The sequence below is a fragment of the Carboxydothermus islandicus genome, from assembly GCF_001950325.1.
Lineage (GTDB): Bacteria > Bacillota > Z-2901 > Carboxydothermales > Carboxydothermaceae > Carboxydothermus > Carboxydothermus islandicus.
In genome coordinates this window covers 97,272-117,723 of sequence record NZ_BDJL01000007.1, presented here as the reverse complement: position 1 = coordinate 117,723, position 20,452 = coordinate 97,272, and the positions used below count along the sequence as shown (strand labels likewise).

Sequence of the window (20,452 nt, the reverse complement as noted above, 5' to 3'; positions counted from 1 at the left end):
CTCATCGGAAATGCCAGTTCTTGAATGCCCTTACTGTCCAGGTGGTATGGTGTATAAAGGAAAAAAAGAGTAAACATTGCTGCTTACTCTTTTAAGTCGCCCGAAGGGCGAATTTGTTCTTACTGTTTGCAATAACTACAAAAAGTAAAAATAACAAATTGGAATTTTACAAATAAAATAAATTAATATAACATAAAAACGGGAGGAAAGGGTCTGGTGGCCCCCGTGGACTGCAAATCCACTGGCCCGAAGTAAACCTTCGGGGGTGAGGTTCAATTCCCACTTCCTCCCTCCAAATGAAAATAAAGAGGAGGAGAATCATGGATCATCGGGAGTTGTGGAGGGTGTTAAATGTTGATTTGGAAAAGCACGATGAATTTTTAGCCCCGGTACCGGCGGTTTATCGTGAGCTGTTCTTAAACCGCCCGCATCGCCCCAAAGCCATGGCTTATTTTGACGCGGTAGTGGGGGATATTCACGGTATCCGGGTACATGAACTTTATAACTTAAAACAAGAAGGCAAAAAGGTTTTTGCTACTTTTTGCGTTTATGTACCGGAAGAAATAATAAACGCTACCGGCAGTGCCTGCATCGGTCTTTGCGGTGGTGCTCAGTATACGGTACCGGCCGGGGAGACGGTTCTGCCCCGGAATCTTTGCCCGCTTATTAAGTCGGCTATGGGGTTTAAAATTGAGCGAATCTGTCCTTATTTTCAGGTGGCAGATTATGTGGTAGGAGAAACTACCTGTGATGGCAAGAAAAAAGCCTGGGAAATATTAAACGAGTATATCCCGGTATATGTGATGGAACTTCCCCAGAAAAAAGAAGAGCGGGATCGGAAATTCTGGGAAGAGGAAATTAAAGATTTTGCGCAATTTGTCGAAGAAAAAACGGGGATTAAACTAAATGCCGAAAATTTAAAAGAGGGTATTGAAAAAATAAACAAAAAAAGAAAAGCTTTAAAAAGACTTTCCGATTTAAGAAAATACAACCCGGCACCTATCCATGGTTTGGATGTCCTTTTAATTAACCAGCTGGCTTTTTTTGATGACCCCGAGCGTTTTGCCACAAAGGTTAATGAGCTGTGTGACGAATTAGAGGAAAGGGTGGCTAAAGGCGAAGGGGTGGCTTCCAAGGATGCCCCAAGAATTTTAATTACCGGAACTCCTCAACCCATACCCCACTGGAAAATCCATGCTTTAGTTGAAGGGGCCGGCGGTGTTGTAGTGGGTGAGGAAACCTGCATTGGGGAACGATATTTTAAAGATTTAGTAGAACCGGCGGCGGATGTGGAAGGCATGCTTAAAAATATTGCGGTCAGGTCTTTAAAGGTAAATTGTGCCTGTTTTACCCCCAATAGCGGCAGGCTTGAGGATATCTTATCTATGGTGGAAAAACTTCAGGTTGATGGGGTTATCCATTATTCTCTGCAGTTCTGCCAGCCTTATGGAGTGGAAAGTTACTTAATCGGACGGGAATTGGAAAGAAGAAATATTCCTTTTTTAAAGCTCGAAAGTGATTTTTCTGATGAAGACCAGGGACAATTAAAAACGCGGATTGAAGCGTTTTTGGAGATGATAAAGTAGTGTTTGCTGGATTAGATTTGGGCTCAACCAACTCAAAATTGGTGATTATTAAAGAAGATGGAAGTTCCACATTTAAGGTTGTTCCTACCAAATATGAACCGGTAAAAGCCGGGGAATTATTACTGAAAGATACCGGCGAAATCAGGAACTTAGTTGTTACCGGCTACGGTCGGGTGGCTTTTAACCGGGGAAAAGTCGTAACGGAAATAACCTGTCAGGCCAGGGGTTGCCATGAATTATTTCCGGAAGTGGAGTTTGTTTTAGACTTAGGTGGACAGGATGCTAAAATTATTAAAAAAGATAGTCAAGGAAGGGTAACTAATTTTTTAATGAATGATAAATGTGCTGCCGGTACGGGGAGGTTTCTTGAAATAATTTTAACGGCAATTGGTGATGATTACCGGGATGAGGATTTGATTAATGAAGAAAATGCCGTGCCTATCAATTCCATGTGTACGGTTTTTGCCGAATCGGAAGTCATTTCTCTCCTTGCCCGGGGAACTCCTAAAAGAGCAGTAATTGCAGGATTATTTAAAACAACTGCCAAAAGATTGGCTAAATTTGCAGAAAGCCTTGGTAAGCCTCGAAAGTTGATTTTTACCGGGGGAGGAGCAAAATATCCGGCTTTAAGGCTGTTTTTGCAAAAGGAAATGGGTGTCGAGGTGGTTGTACCGCCAGAACCGTCGGTGACCGCTGCTTTAGGGGCTGCTTTAATTGCCAGAGAAACCGGGAGTTAAGCCGGTTTCTTTTCAAATTAAAATTTTCACAAATATAAAAATTGTTGAATTAATGCGAATTTTGTTATAAAATGTATACAGAAAACTTAATACGGCGGATGAAGGCAGCAGGAGAGACCCGGTTTTTCGGGCGCCGAAGGAGTAAGCCTTTAAAGTTATGCTTTGCTTTAAAGGTGAAACTCTCAGGCAAAAGGACTGTTGCCGGACGAAACTCTGGAGAGTCCCTTTTAGGGCACCCACGGGGAGTTCAATCTCTCAGGTCAAAGGACAGAGGCTAAAGCAGCTTGTTTTAGCTATCTGTCTTTTTTGTTTTCTTGGGATGAAAAAAGTGTTGCTGTTAAAACTATTAAAAAGGGGTGATGGAATGGAGAACTTGAAAAGGACGCCGCTTTATGAAGAACACGTTAAGCTTGGTGCTAAAATGGTTCCTTTTGGCGGCTGGGAGATGCCGGTCCAGTATACCGGTATTTTAGAAGAACATATGGCCGTTCGGACCGATGTGGGAATGTTTGATGTTTCCCACATGGGGGAAATAGAAATTACCGGAAAGAGGGCGGAACAGTTTGTAAATTACCTTATCACCAATGACGTTTCCCGCCTTAATTTCGGAGACGTAATTTACACCACTATGTGCTATCCCGATGGAGGTACCGTTGACGATTTGTTGGCTTATAAATATTCTACCGAACGGTATTTACTGGTAGTAAACGCAGCCAATAAGGATAAAGATTTAGCGCATATTCTCCGGTACCGGTGGGACGATGTTACTGTTAACGATTTATCCGACGAAACTGCCGAAATTGCTTTACAGGGTCCAAGAGCTCAGGAAATTTTACAAAAGTTGACGGCTTTTGATTTAAATCAAATTAAGTATTTTGGTTTTGCTGAAATTGAGGTTGCAGGCGTTCCCTGTCTTGTTAGCCGCACCGGTTATACCGGTGAAGATGGCTTTGAAATTTATTTTGCTCCAAATTTGGCTACAAAAATCTGGAGTGAACTCTTAAATCTTGGTGTCAAGCCGGCAGGTCTTGGTGCCCGGGATACGTTAAGATTTGAAGCTTGTCTTCCTTTATACGGCCATGAACTTTCCGCCGAAATCACACCGTTAGAAGCCGGACTGGGCTGGGCCGTTAAGTTTAATAAGGAAGATTTTATAGGAAAAGAAGCTTTACTTGCCCAAAAAAATGCCGGGCTTAAAAGAAAAATTGTTGGTTTGGAAATGATTGGAGCAGGAATTCCGCGCCAAGGCTACGAAATAGTATTTAACCAAAGGGGAGTAGGTTTTGTCACCTCCGGTACCTTTGCCCCGTACCTCAAGAAAAACCTGGCAATGGCTATGGTGGAGCTTGAGGCGGCGGAAATTGGTACCGAGGTGGACGTAATCATTCGGGGGAAGGGCGTGCGTGCCCGCGTAATTTCAAGACCATTTTATAAAAGGGGGAAATAAGCATGAGTGTGGTACCTAAGGATTTAAAGTACAGCCGTGAGCACGAGTGGATTAAGGTGGATGGCAATATCGGTGTTATCGGGATTACCGATTTTGCCCAAAAATCACTGGGAGATATCGTATTTATTGAGCTTCCCGGAGTAGGGGATGAAATTTCCGCCGGAGATAGCTTTGGAGTTGTAGAATCGGTAAAAGCTGCTTCTGACCTTTATGCTCCCGTTTCCGGGAAAGTTGTGGAAGTTAATGAAGAAGTTATTGAATCGCCGCAACTGGTAAATGAAGACCCCTACGGCAAGGGGTGGATGATTAAGGTGGAAATTAGTAACGAAGCGGAGTTAGACGAACTGCTCTCCCCCGAAGATTACGAAAAACTTCTCGAAGAGGAAGGCGAATAATTTGAAATATACTCCCCATACCCCGGATGAAGTCCGGGAAATGTTAAGTAGCCTTGGCTTAAATACCATCGATGAATTGTTTAGTGACATCCCGGAAGAAATTAAACTTAAAAGGCCTTTAAACCTCCCTTCCGGGATGTCGGAACTTGAAGTAAAGAAACACCTGGCAAACTTAGCGGCTAAAAACGGTTCGGCGGATAAGTATACCGTTTTCTTAGGAGCCGGGGTATACGACCATTATGTCCCGGCGGTGGTCAACCACATTTTGCTGCGTTCGGAGTTCTATACCGCTTATACTCCCTACCAGGCGGAAATGAGCCAGGGAGTTTTACAGTCGATCTTTGAGTACCAGACCATGATTTGCGAACTAACCGGGCTTGACATTACCAATGCCTCGATGTATGATGGCGGTTCAGCTCTGGCTGAGGCTGCTCTGATGGCGGTAAATCAAACCCGGAGAGATAAGGTTTTGGTATTGGCCACCGTCCATCCCGAGTACCGAAGTGTGGTAAAAACCTATACCTGGGGTCCGGAAATTGAGGTAGTGGAAGTTCCTTATAAAAACGGTATCGTTGACCTGGAAAAATTAGAAGAACTAATAGACGATAAAACTGCCGCGGTATTAGTACAACATCCAAACTTCTTTGGCCAATTAGAACCGGTTGAGGAAATCAGCCGTTTAATTCATGCCCAAAAAGGCCTTTTGGTGGTGGCAGTAGACCCCATTTCCCTGGGGATTTTAAAACCGCCGGCGGAATACGGTGCTGATATTGCGGTGGGCGATGGGCAGGCCCTTGGTAATGGTCTTTCTTTTGGCGGACCGCACCTTGGCTTTTTTGCCGCCCGTAAAGATTTAGCCCGCCGGATGCCGGGACGTCTTGTAGGGTTGACTACCGATAAAGAGGGTAATCGCGGTTTTGTTTTAACTTTGCAGGCGCGGGAGCAGCACATTCGGCGGGAAAAAGCAACTTCCAATATCTGCAGCAACCAGGCTTTAAATGCCTTAGCCGCTACCGTATATCTGGCAACCGTTGGCAAGAAAGGTTTAAAAGAAATTGCCCTGCAAAGCTTGCAAAAAGCCCATTATACTTACGAGCGTTTAATTGGCGAAGGTTACGAACCATTATTTACCGGACCGTTCTTTAAAGAGTTTGTGGTAAAAGTTAAAGATGAAGAAGAGATTACCCAAAAACTTTTAAAACACAATATTTTGGCAGGACCGGGTATCAGCCGTTTTTATCCGGAGTTAGCCCCCGCTTTAATGATTGCGGTTACGGAAAAACGCACCCGGGAAGAAATTGACAGTCTGGTGGAAGTCCTGGGAGGTGACCGGTAATGGGAAGCTATCCTCTGATTTTTGAGTTATCGAAAGAAGGAAGAACCGGTTTTGAGCTTCCTGAGTTGGATGTTCCCGCTAAAGATATCAATAATCTCATTCCTGAAGAAATGCAAAGGAAAACCGAACCGGACCTCCCGGAAGTGGCTGAAGTGGATGTGGTTCGTCATTATATCGGCCTTTCCCGGCGGAATTTTGGCGTGGATAACGGCTTTTATCCTCTGGGAAGCTGTACCATGAAGTACAACCCCAAGGTTAACGAAGATACTTCCAGGCTTGCCGGCTTTGCTGAACTTCATCCCTATGTGCCGGAGGAGCTTGCTCAAGGGGCTTTAGAGCTGCTGTACGATGCGGAACAATACCTGAAAGAAATTACCGGCATGGATCGTTTTACTTTCCAGCCGGCGGCGGGAGCCCACGGAGAATTTACCGGATTAATGATCATAAAAGCCTACTTGGAGAAAAAGGGAGAGAAGCGGACGAAGGTCATCGTTCCCGATTCTGCCCACGGTACCAACCCGGCTACCGCTGCCATGTGCGGTTTTGACGTGATTTCCATCAAGTCCAATGACCGGGGACTGGTAGACCCGGAAGAACTGGCAAAAGTTTTGGATAATGATGTAGCAGCCTTAATGCTTACCAACCCCAATACGTTGGGACTTTTTGAAGAAGAAATCGTAAAAATTGCTAAAATGGTCCATGATGTCGGCGGACTCCTGTACTATGATGGAGCTAACTTAAATGCCATAATGGGGGTAACCCGGCCGGGGGACATGGGCTTTGATGTCATGCACATTAACCTTCATAAAACTTTTTCCACTCCCCACGGCGGCGGTGGACCCGGTTCCGGACCGGTAGGGGTTAAAGCCCATCTTGCCGAGTTCCTGCCGGTGCCGGTGGTGGAGAAAGACGGCGACCGGTACTACTTTAACTACAATTTGCCCAATTCCATCGGTAAAGTAAGAACTTTCTACGGTAACTTCCTGGTAGTGGTTAAAGCTTATACTTACTTAAAAGCTTTAGGCGGTGAAGGCCTTACCGATGTCAGCCAAAAAGCTGTTTTAAACGCCAACTATTTAAGAGAAAAGCTGAAAAAATACTTCTATCTGCCCTATGACCGGCTCTGCAAGCACGAGTTTGTCTTATCAGGCAAGTGGCAGAAGGAAAAAGGGGTTCGCACTTTAGATATTGCTAAACGTCTCCTGGACTACGGTGTTCACCCACCGACCATCTACTTCCCGCTTATTGTAGATGAAGCTTTGATGATTGAGCCAACGGAGACCGAATCCAAAGAAACTTTAGACCGGTTTATTGAAGTCATGCTCACCATCAATCGGGAAGTAGAGGAAAATCCCGAACTTCTCCATGAAGCTCCCCACGTCACCCCGGTGAAACGGCTGGATGAGGTGGGTGCAGCGAGAAATCCAATTTTGAGGTGGAGTAAAGATTGGCAAAAATAACTTTTGTTTATCCTCATAAAACCAAACCGGTTACCGTTACCGGCCCCCACTGTGCCTTAAACTGCGCCCACTGTGGGGGCCATTATTTAAAAAGTATGCTTCCTGTAGAAAAAATACCAAATTTGCAAGAAGTTAAAAGTTTGTTAATTAGCGGAGGCTGTACTAAAGACGGTAAAGTCCCTTGGTTAAAACATGCCGAGTTTTTAGCGGACCAAAAAGGAAACTTAAAATATAATTTTCATGTAGGGCTAATAGACGATGACCGGGAAATTGACCTTTTGGCCCAAATAGCCGATACGGTGTCCTTTGATTTTGTGGTGAATGACGAAACAATCGCTAAAGTTTACCACTTAAACAAAACCGGGAAAGATTATTTAAACACCTACCGGAAACTTCAGGCTAAAGTTCCGGTGTTGCCGCATATAACTATTGGCCTTCTCGGTGGAGAAATTAAAGGGGAATTTGAGGCAATTAAAGCATTACAAGAATTTAACCCTCCGGCCATTGTGTTTATTATTTTCCGGCCTACACCTGATACGGAATTTTCTGACCGTCGGCCTCCGGAAATTGCCAATGTTGTGGAAGTTTTTGAATATACCCGAAAACTTTTTCCGAAAACCCCGTTATATTTAGGCTGCATGCGACCAGGAGGTAAGTACCGGGAAGAGGTGGACTTAAAAGCGTTGGAACTGGGCTTTGCCCGCATTGTGCAGCCCCATCCGGAGGTAGTTAAAAAAGCCCGGGAATTGGGATATGAAATTGAGGAAGCGGGAGAGTGCTGCGTGTTATGAGAGCATCGATTGGGACCCTGGCGGCGTTAAAGCTTAAAAAAGTCAAGGTAGAGGCTCTTCCCACTACTGCTTATTTTATGCTTGGTGAAAAGTGCCAGCATGATTGTGCCTTTTGTTCCCAGGCGCGCTCCAGTCACGCCACTCCTGAGCTTTTATCCCGGGTAACCTGGCCCCAAATTGAGGAGGAGGCGGTTTTTAAAGCGCTGGGGGAGGAACCTTCTGAAATACGCCGGGCTTGTTTTCAGGTTGTGCGCACTAAAGAAAGTTTTGCGGAAATTTTGGAGAAGGCTAAAAAACTCAAAGAAAAAGCGGCAATTCCTCTTTGTGTTTCGTATAATGTTCGGGATGCCATTGAGGCTCAACAGATATTTGCGGCCGGGGCTGACCATATAAGTCTTCCTTTAGACGGTGCGGTTAAAAGGGTTTATGAAAAAGTTAAAGGCAAAAATTATGAGAAGTTTTACAATAAGCTTCTGGACTTAGCCGAGAAGTTTCCGGGGAAAATAGGTACCCATTTAATTGCGGGCCTTGGGGAGACCGAAGAGGAAATGCTGAAAGTAATGGACGATCTTCTAAAACACCGGATTACCATAGCTTTATTTGCTTTTACTCCCATACCCGGGACCCGGTTAGAAAAAGAAAACCCACCGGATATAAAAAGTTACCGCCGAATTCAAGCTGGTTTTTATCTTTTAAAAAAGAACTTAAAAAGTATTTCTGAATTTACCTTTAGAAATGGACGGGTAGTAAGCTTTGGTTTGACCCGGGAGGAAATCCTGGAAATTTTTCAGGATGGTGAAGCTTTTCGCACCAGCGGTTGTCCCGACTGTAACCGTCCTTATTACAATGAAAGACCCGGCGGGGTAATGTATAATTATCCTCGTCCGTTGACTCCTGAAGAAAGAGAGCGGTGTCTGGAAGAACTTTTAGCCGAACTGGAGGTGTAGTATGGAAACCTGGCGCTTTATTGACCATGGAGCTTTTTCCGGAGCGGAAAACATGGCAATTGATGAAGCGTTATTAGAAGAAGCTATAAATAATCACGGGGCGCCGGTTTTACGCTTTTATACCTGGACCCGACCGACGTTAAGCCTGGGTTATTTTCAAAAAGCTCAGGAAGAGGTGGATTTTTCCGAATGTGAAAAATTGGGGGTTGATGTGGTACGCCGGCCTACCGGTGGGCGGGCGGTACTCCACGAGTTTGAACTGACTTACTCGATTGTTGGTAGCATCCAGCACCCCAAGCTTTCCGGAACGGTTTTGGAGTCGTATTTGAAAATAAGCAAAGGTCTTTTACTGGGTCTCAAAAACCTGGGAATTGAAGGGGAAATTGCCGAAGGGAAAAAAACTTCCGATTTATCGGCGATTTGCTTCGAAGCTCCATCCTGGTATGAGCTAACGGTTGAGGGTCGAAAAGTTATCGGAAGTGCCCAGGTTAGACGGGGAGATTACCTTTTGCAACACGGGGCTATTGTTATAAAAATGGATGTGGATAAACTTTTTCGGGTACTAAAATTTAAGTCTTTAGAGCAAAAAGAACGAATACGGGCAAGTTTTCACAGAAAGGCAGGAGCTATTCATGATTTTTCACCCCGGGAATTTTCGCTGGCGGAAATAAAAGAAGCGTTTTTAAAAGGTTTTTCTGAGGGTTTAGAAGTTAATTTTCAAAAAAGTTATCTTACGCCGGAAGAAGAAGAAATTAGTAAGAAGTTACTGAAGGAAAAATATCTTAGCAGAGATTGGTTGTATCGAATCTAAGGAAGAGCCCTGGCATGAGCCAGGGCTTTTTATGTTTGATCCAAACTTGTCAGTACCGGATCAAACATCTTAATTTGGCAGGTAGTACCGTTCCAGTGGCGACAAGCTTCACAGCTTTTAGTACTGATTTTACAGGTTTTTGCAGAAAATTTAGGGCAGTTTAATCCTACTAAGTTGAGCTGGTCAGAACTGGCGTAATTGGTCATGATTCCACCTCCCGGTTTTTGTCCTTTATTTTTTGAAGTAAAAGTTTTAAATATGCATTTAGTTAATAGAAAACGGGGAATACTAAGAAAAAATTTGCCGGGGGTGGAATGATGCGGGAAAACGTAGGTACCTGGGATGCATTTTTACGCAGTTCCATGGGAGCAATGCTTTTAGGGTTAGGTATCGTAAATAAATCAAAAAGTTTAATTTGTGTAGGAGCTATGGAGCTGGCCACCGGGATTACCCGTTGGTGTCCGGTGTTTGAGCTTTTTGGTATAAACACCGCGGGGGACGAGGACTGGTATATTGAAGATGATGAAGAGGAATATTCAATTCCATCTCCCAGCTAATAGAAAAACCGGGGCAAAAAGCGCCCCGGTTTCTTAATTGTCTTTGGTATGACCTTCACCGGTTAGGCTTGCGGTAAAGGTGTGGCAGTTTATGCAGTCAATTTGCCGGCTGGCGACGTGCTTGGCATGAAGCACATTAACATCAGAATAGGTTCTTAATTTATGGCAGTTATCACAAAGGGTAGTGGTCGGTTCTTTTAATGGATAGCCTGAGCCGTGGCAAGCCGAGCAGTTTTTCTTACCCCGGTGTTTGGCGTGCAAATCGGTAAAGTTAGTATAAGTTTTGGCCGAATGGCAGACATCACAAAGTTGCGCGATTGTTCCTCTGGTGGTATATCCTAACTTACTAAACGGTATCCGGTTTTCGTTGCCGTGGCAGGGTTGATTGGAGCAGGAAAGGGCTGTGGATTTTGGTCCTACTCCGTGGGAAATACCCATATACCGCTCGGTGTTGACAAAGGTGTGTCCCGTGTAGGGAATATTGGCTAAAGCTGCTCCTTCCATTATTGCTCTATTTACATCGCCCGTTTCAAAGGCGGTCTTGTTTTTAACCGGTAAAAGTACCTTTGACAAAATTTCCATAGGCTGGGAAGCGGTGTGCACCTTAAAGGCATAAAGTTTTGAGAACTTTCCACCGGAATCCACAAAGCTGCCATCGGGCCAGCTCATTTTCTGAACGCCTCTTTCATCAAGACTTACCGGATCTTTGAAGCGGTAAAAGTGGCTGTAGCCGTTAAACCAGGCATACTGGGGCATTACATTGGTTTGTTTTACTATTTCCGGGTCGTATAACTGTTTGGCGGTATCGAGCTCCATAACCTGCCAGTTCCGGTGCATATCGGTAGGGATGGATTTGGCAAAAGTCGGTATATGGCAGACGGTACAGTTAACCTTATCGGTATGGCGGTTTAAATCAGCGTAATTGGTGTTGTAGGACCGGTGCGGAATCTGGGTATGGCAAACTTCACAGTTTAAATTAAAGGTTGAATCTAAAGCCCGCATATCGGAACCGCGACCGGCTATCCGGTGGTTTTCGGTCTTATGGCAGTCCTGGCAGGTGAAGTTCTGCCCATTGGTTCCCATGTGGACATCATACGAATAGTCGCACGCTTTCAGCGTGGATTCTAAATCGCCGCGCTTGTAGTTATCACCACCGCCGGATTTTTCGTGGCAGCGCATGCACTCGGCGCGACCGGGTCGCTGAATGTTTTTCGCAGCAGCCTGAATATCGATGGAGGGATCCGGAGCCAGGGAATAAGTGCCATCGGCATTTTGCACAACGGTTCTCTTATAAGTTGGGCTATGGCAGATAAGGCAGTCGATGTTTTCCAGTTGTTCCTGGCTTACCGTTGGCGAGGGTTTCTTGCCAAGACCGGCATGGCAAACAGCGCATCCGCCGGGGCCTTTGGTGCCATCGACTTTATTAAAAATGGTCAACCAGTTCATATCTGGCCAGATACAAAAGTCGTTAATTCCGCCCAATTTACTTACCGTCGTACCCACCAATTCAATGGAGCGGGAATTATCGCCATTCCACTGATAATGGACGGAATTAAACATGTCATTGGCCTGTTTGCTGTGGCAGGAGATACAGGTTTTGGTACCTTCGTAGTAAGTAATAAGCTTGGAGTGGTCAGGAACGGGCAGCTTTACCTTAAAACTCCAGGTGGCAGTACCGGAATTTCTGCTGGTATCGGTAATGGTAACCGATACGGTGTAATCGCCTTTTACAGCTGTAGCAGGTAAGGTATAATTGTAAAAACAAAGTCCGGTGTACGGGTCTTTGCTCATTGCTGCGGCATTTACTAAAACCTTACCGGTGGGATCTTTAACTGTTACCGTAGCAGACTTAATCTTTGAGGTTACGATGCGAGTTAGGTCAAGTTGAGCATTGGCCCTGATGGTAACTGTTTTGCCCGGCTCATAACTCATTTTGTTGGTGGCAACCTGAATTGTTAAGGTTGTCCCAAGGGCCGTAGCGGTGAAAGCAAAAAAAAGAAATACCAGGACAAACAAAAACATTTTTCGACTCATCTGTCTTTTCCTCCTTAACTTCCTCTCTATTTATCCTTCAAAATTAAAATAATAATAAAGTAAAATTAAAAAACTTTTTCCCTCCTTTCTGTATTAAATATTTATGAAAGTCCCCACAACCACTATTACTATTATTCTGCGATATGTAGTAAAATCCTTTTAAAAGATTTTTATGGGTATAAAAATACAAAATATATAGTGGAAAAAATGAAAAAAACCCGTTGAGATGTGGTCTCAACGGGATAAATTATTCCATTATCCGTTTTTCACCGGAAATCCCCTGCAACGGCTTGATATCCTGGGTAACTTCCAAGCCCTCCATAAACTCTCCCTTTTCATCCCTGACAGCAATATAACGGATCAAAACGTATTTTCCTTGTTATTGAATCCGGAAATCTTCAAAATCTTTGCGCCCGGATTTTAAATCGTCCACTAACTTTTCTACAATTTATCCCAGATTTTTCTACTTAACGGTGATATATTTAACAATTCTGGCATAAATTTTTACAGGATTTTTTAGGAGGTGAGAGCTTGAAGGTACGTTATGTTCCATTAAAGCCAAACAAGAATTGGGGTATAGTTTTCAAAATTTTTCTTTTACTAGGTGGCATTTATTTACTTTTCTTAGTTTTTTCCTGGGGCTATGTTAAGGTAGATAAGATTTTGCGGGACAAAAGCTTTTCCGAAATTATGAAGGAAGAAAAGGCCAATAAACCCAAAATAATGGCCAAGCACCGCAAACTTTTGGAAGAAAGGTATAACCTTACACCAAAAACTACAACCGAAGTAACCATGAGCGGGGGGAAACCAATTCCAGTAGGCCCTACTGCCAAACTAAAAAATGGTCTTACCTTTGAAGATTTAGCTAATATGTCTCCCGAAGAAATTAAAGAAAAAGGTGTCTTTCCCTATTTACCGTTACCCCACCCCCACCCTCAAAACGGCGGTATGGTATTTCCACCGGTGCAGACGAGGATTCACCCGGAATTAGTGCGCTTTGACGTTGATTTCGATTTACCCGATGCTTTTTTACCGGAATTTCCACCGCCTTTATATCTTACAACCCACCCGGAATTAGGAGATGTATCGAAAGGAAAGGAAATTACCTTGGATAACTATTACGAACTTTTTAAAGATATTTTAACTCCGGTGCAATTAGAAGGCCTCAGGCTTCTTTTAACCAAGTTTCCCCAGCAGCAGTTTAATGCTACCGACGACCGGAAAAGTGAAAAACCAAGCCTTGGGGTATCGTGTTTTGATTGCCACGTCAACGGCCATACCACCGGACAGTTTCACTTAAATCCCGATAATCGCCCCCAGGAAACGCGGTTTCGCATCGATACGGTAAGCCTTAGAGGAACTCATATCCAGCAGCTCTTTGGTTCAAAAAGGTCCCTGCGTTCAGTAGAGGATTTTACTGAATTTGAACAGCGGTCAGCTTATTTTGACGGTGACCACACTTTAGCTGCCAAAAAAGGGATAAACCCGCTGTCCCGGGAGCAGGTAATGCATATGGCCCAGTTTATCAATATCATTGATTTTCCGCCTGCACCCAAATTAAATCGTTATGGCAGGCTTGACCCGGCCAAAGCAACCGAAAAGGAACTTTTAGGGGAAAAAATCTTTTTTGGCAAAGGTAAATGCGGCTACTGCCACCCGGCACCGTACTATACCGACCAGTTGATGCACGATTTAAAGGTAGAAAGATTTTACCAGGGTCGGCCGGAAGGACCAATTAAAACCTTTACTTTGAGAGGACTTAAAGATTCTCCGCCTTATTTTCACGATGGTCGCCTGTTAACCATTGAAGATACGGTAGAATTTTTTAATCTTATCCTGGAATTAAAACTTACCCGGGAAGAAAAGGAAGCGCTCGTTGCGTTCCTACGCCAGCTTTAAAAACTAAACGCCAAATTTGGGGACGGTTCTTTTTTTAGGCGTATAAACGCAAATATAAGAACCGTCCCTTTTTTTGCTTTATCTTTTTGCGGGAATGATGTATTTTAGGGGTAGGGGGTGGAAAAGGTGGAGATAGTGCTGCGGCCGATTGGCTACGTGCGTAATAACTTTAATTCCAGAGAAAAAATGGATTACGATGAAGATGTTTCGGAAATTGTAGTCTATGATGAATTTGTTCCGGGGCTTTACAGGATTGAAGATGAAGAGTACATAACTATTATTTTTTATTTTCATTTAAGCAATGAAGAAAAACTCATTACCATTAGAAGAGATGGCAAGGAAACCGGGGTTTTTGCCTCGAGAAGTCCCAATCGCCCCAATCATTTAGGGATTGCCACCGGAAGGCTTTTAAAACGGGAAGGAAATGTCTTAACGGTAAAAGGAATTGACTGCTTAAACCAAACACCAGTTTTAGATATCAAGCCTAAAAGCCGGAAATTCGACGGAGTTGATGGGTAAATGGTGGAATTTGTCTTTCTCGGAGATTCTTTAACTTACGGTTATCCCTATGGACCAAACGCTTCCTGGACAAAGATAGTGACAGATAAACTTGGAGTAAGTTTTCTTAATCTCGGAGTTTGCGGTGATACTTTGGCGGATATGAAGGAAAGATTTAAAAGAGAGCGAATTTTAGGTAATACCCTTGTACTTTTAGGGGGCACCAATGATATATACGTTAATCGTCCGACCTCAGAAATCTTACAGGATGCCCGGGAGATAATAACTGAAGCGAAAGAAAGAAATTTTTCTGCTATTGTATTAGCCACTCCCCTGCCGGTTCTGGAAGAAGAGTGGGCTGATGAAAGGTTAAAGATTCTTGGAAGAAAATACCGGGAAATAGCCGGTGAATTGGGGGTAAAATATTTAGATTTTTACGAACCGTTTAAAAAACTATTAAATAATAATCCGGGAGTTTTAATAGATGGTCTTCACCCCTCCCGGGAGGGTTACCGGATTATGGCTCAAATCTTTTTGAGCTTTTTGGGTATTGAAAATGATTTTTAGTCTAAATTACTCAAAAAAAAGCAAAAATTAAAAATAAGTTAAAAAAGCTAATAAATCCTTGCTAACAGTCACTTTTTCCTGCAAAAATAATATATAATAATTTAAAAAAGTTTGCGGGAGTGTTTGGTTTTGAACGATAAAAAAGTTTCCTGGGCCAGACTTTCAATTATCTCCAACAGTCTTTTAGTGTTTTTTAAGTTAGTTATCGGGTTTTTTACCGGTTCGGTAAGTATCATTGCCGAGGGCTTACATTCGGGAGTGGATTTGTTGGCGTCCGTTATTACCTTTTTTTCCGTAAAAGTTGCCAGTCGACCGGCGGATGTTCGTCACCCTTACGGTCACGGTAAAGTGGAAAATATAGCCGGAACAATTGAAGGAATTTTAATTTTTTTAGGAGCGGTGCTAATAATAAAAGAAGCTTTACCCAAATTTTGGCATCCGGAAATACCCGAAAGCCTTGGCTGGGGTATAGGGGTAATGGCGGTATCGGCAGTTATTAACTTTTTTATTTCCCAAGCCTTATTAAAAATTGCCAAAGAAACCGATTCTCCGGCCCTGGAAGCGGATGGCTGGCACCTGAGAACCGATGTTTATACTTCGGTGGGTGTACTCTTAGGTCTTTTATTAATAAAGCTTACCGGGATACCTTATTTTGACCCGATTTTAGCTTTAATTGTAGCGGGAATGATTTTAAAAGCAGCTTATGAAATTACCTTTGAAGGCTTTGCCAATATGGTTGATACGGCGTTACCGGAAAAGGAGATTGCATTAATTAAAGATTCAATTGCTAATTATGGCGAGAAGTTTCTGGAGTTTCACAAGTTACGGGCTCGGAAAAGCGGCTCGGAACGGTTTATTGATCTGCATCTGGTGGTACCGGAGAAGCTTTCGGTGAGGGAAGTTCATGACCTTTGCACTAAAATTGAGCGGGATATTGAAGAAAAACTACCCAATTCACACGTCTTAATTCATGCCGAGCCCTGCCAGAAAGAACAGCGCCAGTGCGAAGATTGTCCTTATTGTTCCGAAAAAAAAAGCTAACCGCTTAAAGGTTAGCTTTTTTTTCATCTTTGGCGTTAGGCCAGTACTGGTCTAAAAACTCAGCGGTAAGCATTCCCGCTAAGATGAAAAAGGCACCAAAGCCTTGTTTTGGTACTAAACTTTCGCCGCCAAAAAGGACGGCAAAAAGCAAGGCAAAGACCGGCTCTAAAGTAAAGATGAGTGCTACGTGAGAAGCGCTGGTAAACTGCTGGGCTTTGGATTGAACTAAAAAAGCAAGGACGGTAGCAAAAATAGCGGTAAAAACAATTGCATAGTAAACTTCGTTAGGGTAGGGTCTAAAAGGCTCTTCCAGCCACAAAGCCGCGGGCAGGCTTAAAACTCCTACGGTAGCAATTTGCCCAAGAGTTAAAGAAGTTGCGGAGAAAAAAGGAGAAAAACGCTCTACCGAAACAATTTGCATACTGAAAAATAATGCTCCGGCTAAAGTTAAAAGGTCTCCTGTATTAAAACCGGCTTTAAAGTCAAAGGACATTATAAATAGTCCCAGGAAAGATAATCCGGTACCGAGGATGACTCCGGGGGTTACCGGTTTTTTATTTAAAATACTGCTTAAAACCGGTACCATAACCACCGCCAGGCCGGTAATAAAACCGCTATTGGCGGCGGAAGTGTATTTTAAGCCGATGGTTTGCAAGATATAGCCAAGCCAGAGAAAAAAGCCGGCAATACTGCCGAAAAAAACGCCTTTTGGCGAGAAGCCTTCTTTTTGTAAAAATAATGGTAAAAGGAAAAAAGTGCTAAGGAGGAAACGGAAAGATAGAAAGGAAAAAGGTTCAATATCAGCTAAAACATTTTTAATAATGACAAAAGTTGTTCCCCAGAAAGCGGTGACTACGATTAAACTTATATCGGCCCAGAGTTGTTTGGTTTTTAGCTCCATAATTTCCCTCCGTTTTTCTAAGTACCTTTATATTATACAAAACAATTAATTGTTTGGAGAAGAACGGAGAAATAATCAGAAAATTTTAACATTGACTAATTGTACTAAACAATTTATAATTATTCAAAGGTTGATGCTTTAATATATTAAAGGGAATTAAAGGAGGAATTTTTAAATGAAAAAATTTGGAGTTTTATTCTTGGTTCTTCTTTTAACTTTAGGACTTACCTTATCAGCCTGTGGCAGTAAGCAGGCGGAACAAACAAACAGCAATCAAAACCAGGAGCAGAAGCAGGAGCAAAAACAAAAAATTGTAGTGGCTTCCGATACTTCTTACGCTCCTTTTGAGTTTCAGGATCCAAGCACCGGAAAATATGTAGGTTTTGATATGGACTTAATTCAGGCAATTGGCGAAGCGGTAGGTTTAGAAGTGGAAATTAAAAGTATGAACTTTGATGGAGTTTTGACATCGGTACAAAGTGGTACGGTTGATGCGGCTATTTCCGCCATTTCGATTACCGATAAGCGCAAAGAAGTTATGAATTTTAGTGAACCGTATTACGATTCGGGTTTGGCCATTGTGGTAAAAGCTGATAACAACACCATTAAAGGTATTGATGATTTAAAGGGGAAAAAGGTAGCGGTGCAAATTGCCACTACCGGTGCCGATTATGCCAACGAGTTAAAAGCTAAAGGCATTGTTAAAGAGGTGAAAACCTTTAATACTTTACCCGATGCTTTAATGGAACTTCGAAACAACGGTGTTGATGCGGTCATTAACGACTGGCCGGTTAATGCCTACTATATTAAGCAGAGCTTTTCCGATTTAAAAATGGTGGGTGATAAGTTAACCGGCGAATCGTATGGTATTGCTGTGCCCAAGTCCAAGCCGGAAATTTTGGCCAAAATTAACGAGGGATTAAAGAAAGTAAAAGAATCTGGTAAGTACGCCGAAATTTACGAAAAGTGGTTTGGAGAAAAACCAAAGAACTAACTGAGGTGGCTTAAGTGGAATTAAAATGGTCGGTAGTAATTGAATCTTTACCTTTATTAGCAGAAGGTGCATTAGTAACGCTTAAAATAACGGTTATTGCTGTTACCTTGGGGAGTATAATTGGTTTATTTGCGGGGCTTATGCGCATTGCGCGTAATCCCCTTTTAAAATTTATTGCTCGGGTTTATGTGGATTTTATCCGGGGGACACCTTTATTAGTGCAAATATTTATTATTTACTACGGTTTTCCCCAGCTCTGGGCAGCACTTACCGGTGGCCAGCCCCAGGCTATTTCACCCTGGGCAGCGGCTATTGCCTCCACCAGTATTAACAGCGGGGCGTATGTGGCGGAGATTTTCCGGGCGGGAATCCAATCGATAGACCGGGGACAGATGGAAGCAGCCCGCTCTCTCGGGATGACTTACGGGCAGGCAATGCGGTATGTTATTTTGCCCCAGGCGTTTAAGCGGGTAATACCGCCGCTGGGTAACGAATTTATAGCTATGCTTAAAGATACCTCCCTGCTATCGGTGATTGGTTTTGAAGAGCTTGCGCGCCGCGGAGCCTTGATAATTGGTTATAATGCCCGGGCTTTTGAAGTGTGGTTTGCGGTGGCAATTTTATACCTGATTATGACCCTCTTAATTTCCCAGCTGGTAAGCTTTACCGAAAGGAGGCTTAAAACCGGTGATCACCATTAAAAACCTTCACAAAAAATTTGGCAAGCTTCACGTCTTAAAAGGCGTAACCACTCACATCAAAGAACGGGAAGTAGTGGTGATCATAGGGCCTTCCGGTTCGGGGAAGAGTACTTTGTTAAGGTGCATTAACCTTTTAGAAACTCCCACTTCCGGTGAAGTATGGGTGGATGGTTTTAACCTTACTGACCCCAAGACCGATATTAATAAAGTTCGGACGGAAGTGGGGATGGTGTTTCAGCGGTTTAACCTTTTTCCCCATAAAACAGCTTTAGAAAATATCACTCTGGCACCCATTAAGGTGCGGGGCATGAAAAAGGATGAAGCGGAAGCGATTGCTTATGACCTATTAAAAAAGGTGGGGCTTTCCGATAAAGCCAATGCCTATCCCGACCAGCTGTCCGGCGGTCAGCAGCAGCGGGTTGCCATTGCCCGGGCTTTGGCCATGAAGCCTAAAGTTATGCTGTTTGATGAGCCTACTTCGGCTTTAGACCCCGAAATGGTTGGCGAAGTTTTAGAGGTAATGTTAGAACTTGCCCATGAAGGGATGACGATGGTGGTGGTAACTCACGAAATGGGCTTTGCCAAGGAAGTAGGCCACCGGGTACTGTTTATGGATGAAGGGGTTATTGTGGAAGAAGGAAAACCCGAGGAGATTTTCCAGAACCCCCAGCAACAGAGAACCAAAGACTTTTTAAGTAAAATCTTACATGTTTAAACCTCGCCGAGGCGGGGTTTTTTATTTTACCGTGAAGAATGTGATATAATAGGTCAAAACGATACCGGGGGAGGAATGTATTTTCATGGATATCATTTTAAAAAATGGACAAAAAGTAAAAATACGTAAAATAACTCTGGAAGATGCGGAAGAACTTTTAACTTTTTATAAAAAAGCAACCAACGAAACTACTTTTTTGGCGTATGGACCGGGAGAATTTAACTTTACTGTGGAACAGGAAAGAGAATTCATTAATGGACATCTTCAAAATAAAAAAGCCTTACTGGCAGTAGCCGACTACCGGGGAAGGATTATTGGAAGTGTAAGCTTTAAACCGGGTTTAGGTACGCAGTTTTCTCATTTTGGCGAGATGGGGATAGCAGTGTTACAAGAGTTCTGGGGACTGGGAGTTGGCAGGGCTTTAATTTCGTATTTAAAAAAATGGGCAAAAGAAATGGGAATAAGGAAAATTAACTTAAATGTTCGGGTAGACAACAAAAGGGCTATTTCCTTATATGAAAAAGCGGGCTTTACTTACGAAGGACGGATTAGCCGACATTATTTAATTAACGGTGTTTTTTATGATTCGTACATTATGGGATTGGAAATAGATTAAAGGTGGAGGAGTTTATGTTATACTATTTGGCCATTAGTTTGACTATTTTTTCAAATATTATTTACCATGTTACGCAAAAGTTGATTCCCCCTAAAGCCAATCCTTTTTTAGTTTTAACTTCAACTTATCTTACGGCAGCTTTTTTATCGTTGTTGCTTTCGCCAGTATTTAAAGGTAAAGCAAAGTTTGTTTTTGAACTTTCAAAGTTAAACTGGGTAGGATTCGCTCTGGGGGTAGCTATTTTTGGTCTGGAACTGGGATTTTTACTGGCGTACCGGGCCGGCTGGAAGATAAGTACCGCTGCTTTGTTCTCCAATGCAGCGGTGAGCCTTTTTTTAATCCCAATTGGGATTTTATTTTTTGGAGAAAAACTAACTGCAGCAAAAGTTCTGGGAATTATTTTTTGTCTATTGGGACTC

General features: G+C 43.1%; 22 protein-coding genes, 1 tRNA gene and 2 riboswitches. Of the genes, 20 read left to right on the top strand and 3 right to left on the bottom strand.

Going from position 1 to position 20,452, the window contains the following annotated elements; translation table 11 throughout:
• Positions 1-200: 200 nt before the first annotated feature.
• The 10 genes from ciss_RS13240 (at position 201) to lipM (ending at position 9,510) form a co-directional block, all read left to right on the top strand.
• Positions 201-295: transfer RNA gene (locus tag ciss_RS13240), tRNA-OTHER, on the top strand.
• 25 nt (positions 296-320) lie between these two features.
• Entirely contained in the window at positions 321-1,586 is a 1,266-nt protein-coding gene (locus ciss_RS02295; protein WP_075864696.1) for a double-cubane-cluster-containing anaerobic reductase, read from the top strand.
• Positions 1,586-2,323 carry an acyl-CoA dehydratase activase gene (locus ciss_RS02290; protein WP_075864695.1) on the top strand — a complete coding sequence of 246 codons (738 nt, stop codon included), beginning with the start codon at positions 1,586-1,588 and terminating at the stop codon, positions 2,321-2,323. The genes ciss_RS02295 and ciss_RS02290 overlap by 1 nt, the downstream gene beginning before the upstream one ends.
• A 98-nt stretch (positions 2,324-2,421) precedes the next feature.
• Positions 2,422-2,531, top strand: a riboswitch (glycine riboswitch).
• Positions 2,532-2,603: riboswitch (glycine riboswitch) on the top strand. It abuts the riboswitch before it with no gap.
• A gap of 84 nt (positions 2,604-2,687) precedes the next feature.
• Entirely contained in the window at positions 2,688-3,770 is a 1,083-nt protein-coding gene (gene gcvT, locus ciss_RS02285) for a glycine cleavage system aminomethyltransferase GcvT (protein ID WP_075864705.1), read from the top strand.
• A gap of 2 nt (positions 3,771-3,772) precedes the next feature.
• Positions 3,773-4,165 carry a glycine cleavage system protein GcvH gene (gene gcvH / locus ciss_RS02280; RefSeq protein WP_075864694.1) on the top strand — a complete coding sequence of 131 codons (393 nt, stop codon included), beginning with the start codon at positions 3,773-3,775 and terminating at the stop codon, positions 4,163-4,165.
• 1 nt (position 4,166) lies between these two features.
• On the top strand, positions 4,167-5,501 hold the full coding sequence (gene gcvPA / locus ciss_RS02275; RefSeq protein ID WP_075864693.1) for an aminomethyl-transferring glycine dehydrogenase subunit GcvPA: 1,335 nt from the start codon (positions 4,167-4,169) through the stop codon (positions 5,499-5,501).
• Positions 5,501-6,961, top strand: a complete 1,461-nt coding sequence (gene gcvPB, locus ciss_RS02270; protein ID WP_075864692.1) for an aminomethyl-transferring glycine dehydrogenase subunit GcvPB — start codon at positions 5,501-5,503, stop codon at positions 6,959-6,961. Before gcvPA ends, gcvPB begins: the two co-directional genes overlap by 1 nt.
• Complete coding sequence (gene lipS1 / locus ciss_RS02265) at positions 6,949-7,752, top strand: LipS1 family lipoyl synthase (RefSeq protein ID WP_075864691.1); 804 nt, start codon at positions 6,949-6,951, stop codon at positions 7,750-7,752. The genes gcvPB and lipS1 overlap by 13 nt, the downstream gene beginning before the upstream one ends.
• Entirely contained in the window at positions 7,749-8,699 is a 951-nt protein-coding gene (gene lipS2 / locus ciss_RS02260; protein WP_077177397.1) for a LipS2 family lipoyl synthase, read from the top strand. Before lipS1 ends, lipS2 begins: the two co-directional genes overlap by 4 nt.
• A 1-nt stretch (position 8,700) precedes the next feature.
• Entirely contained in the window at positions 8,701-9,510 is an 810-nt protein-coding gene (gene lipM, locus ciss_RS02255) for a lipoate--protein ligase family protein (RefSeq protein ID WP_075864690.1), read from the top strand.
• A gap of 29 nt (positions 9,511-9,539) precedes the next feature.
• On the opposite strand, the gene ciss_RS13235 is transcribed toward lipM, so the two are convergent.
• A complete protein-coding gene (locus tag ciss_RS13235; RefSeq protein ID WP_166503969.1) occupies positions 9,540-9,716 on the bottom strand; it encodes a hypothetical protein in 177 nt (58 codons plus the stop codon).
• A 111-nt stretch (positions 9,717-9,827) separates the two neighbouring features.
• Between ciss_RS13235 and ciss_RS02250 the strand changes: the two genes are divergently transcribed.
• Positions 9,828-10,067: a YgaP family membrane protein gene (locus ciss_RS02250; RefSeq protein WP_075864689.1), complete on the top strand. Its 240-nt coding sequence runs from the start codon at positions 9,828-9,830 to the stop codon at positions 10,065-10,067.
• A 33-nt stretch (positions 10,068-10,100) separates the two neighbouring features.
• On the opposite strand, the gene ciss_RS02245 is transcribed toward ciss_RS02250, so the two are convergent.
• Positions 10,101-12,101, bottom strand: coding sequence for an MG2 domain-containing protein (locus ciss_RS02245; protein WP_075864688.1), 2,001 nt, complete (start codon positions 12,099-12,101; stop codon positions 10,101-10,103).
• 531 nt (positions 12,102-12,632) lie between these two features.
• Here ciss_RS02245 and ciss_RS02240 point away from each other — a divergent pair.
• The 4 genes from ciss_RS02240 (at position 12,633) to ciss_RS02225 (ending at position 16,106) form a co-directional block, all read left to right on the top strand.
• A complete protein-coding gene (locus tag ciss_RS02240; protein WP_075864687.1) occupies positions 12,633-14,000 on the top strand; it encodes a cytochrome B6 in 1,368 nt (455 codons plus the stop codon).
• 126 nt (positions 14,001-14,126) lie between these two features.
• Positions 14,127-14,519 carry a tRNA (N6-threonylcarbamoyladenosine(37)-N6)-methyltransferase TrmO gene (gene tsaA / locus ciss_RS02235; RefSeq protein WP_201787760.1) on the top strand — a complete coding sequence of 131 codons (393 nt, stop codon included), beginning with the start codon at positions 14,127-14,129 and terminating at the stop codon, positions 14,517-14,519.
• On the top strand, positions 14,520-15,065 hold the full coding sequence (locus ciss_RS02230; protein ID WP_075864685.1) for an SGNH/GDSL hydrolase family protein: 546 nt from the start codon (positions 14,520-14,522) through the stop codon (positions 15,063-15,065).
• Between the two features lie 129 nt (positions 15,066-15,194).
• A complete protein-coding gene (locus ciss_RS02225) occupies positions 15,195-16,106 on the top strand; it encodes a cation diffusion facilitator family transporter (protein WP_075864684.1) in 912 nt (303 codons plus the stop codon).
• A gap of 4 nt (positions 16,107-16,110) precedes the next feature.
• On the opposite strand, the gene ciss_RS02220 is transcribed toward ciss_RS02225, so the two are convergent.
• Positions 16,111-17,007: a DMT family transporter gene (locus tag ciss_RS02220; protein ID WP_075864683.1), complete on the bottom strand. Its 897-nt coding sequence runs from the start codon at positions 17,005-17,007 to the stop codon at positions 16,111-16,113.
• Positions 17,008-17,182: 175 nt separating this feature from the next.
• Between ciss_RS02220 and ciss_RS02215 the strand changes: the two genes are divergently transcribed.
• From ciss_RS02215 to ciss_RS02195, 5 genes are all read left to right on the top strand, one after another.
• Entirely contained in the window at positions 17,183-18,001 is an 819-nt protein-coding gene (locus tag ciss_RS02215) for a basic amino acid ABC transporter substrate-binding protein (protein WP_075864682.1), read from the top strand.
• Positions 18,002-18,015: 14 nt separating this feature from the next.
• The gene (locus ciss_RS02210) at positions 18,016-18,702 is read left to right on the top strand and encodes an amino acid ABC transporter permease (protein WP_075864681.1); all 687 of its coding nucleotides are present in this window, start codon (positions 18,016-18,018) and stop codon (positions 18,700-18,702) included.
• Complete coding sequence (locus tag ciss_RS02205) at positions 18,689-19,417, top strand: amino acid ABC transporter ATP-binding protein (RefSeq protein ID WP_075864680.1); 729 nt, start codon at positions 18,689-18,691, stop codon at positions 19,415-19,417. The genes ciss_RS02210 and ciss_RS02205 overlap by 14 nt, the downstream gene beginning before the upstream one ends.
• A gap of 85 nt (positions 19,418-19,502) precedes the next feature.
• On the top strand, positions 19,503-20,033 hold the full coding sequence (locus tag ciss_RS02200) for a GNAT family N-acetyltransferase (protein WP_075864679.1): 531 nt from the start codon (positions 19,503-19,505) through the stop codon (positions 20,031-20,033).
• Between the two features lie 14 nt (positions 20,034-20,047).
• A partial coding sequence (locus tag ciss_RS02195) for an EamA family transporter (protein ID WP_075864703.1) occupies positions 20,048-20,452 on the top strand: 405 nt, incomplete at its 3' end.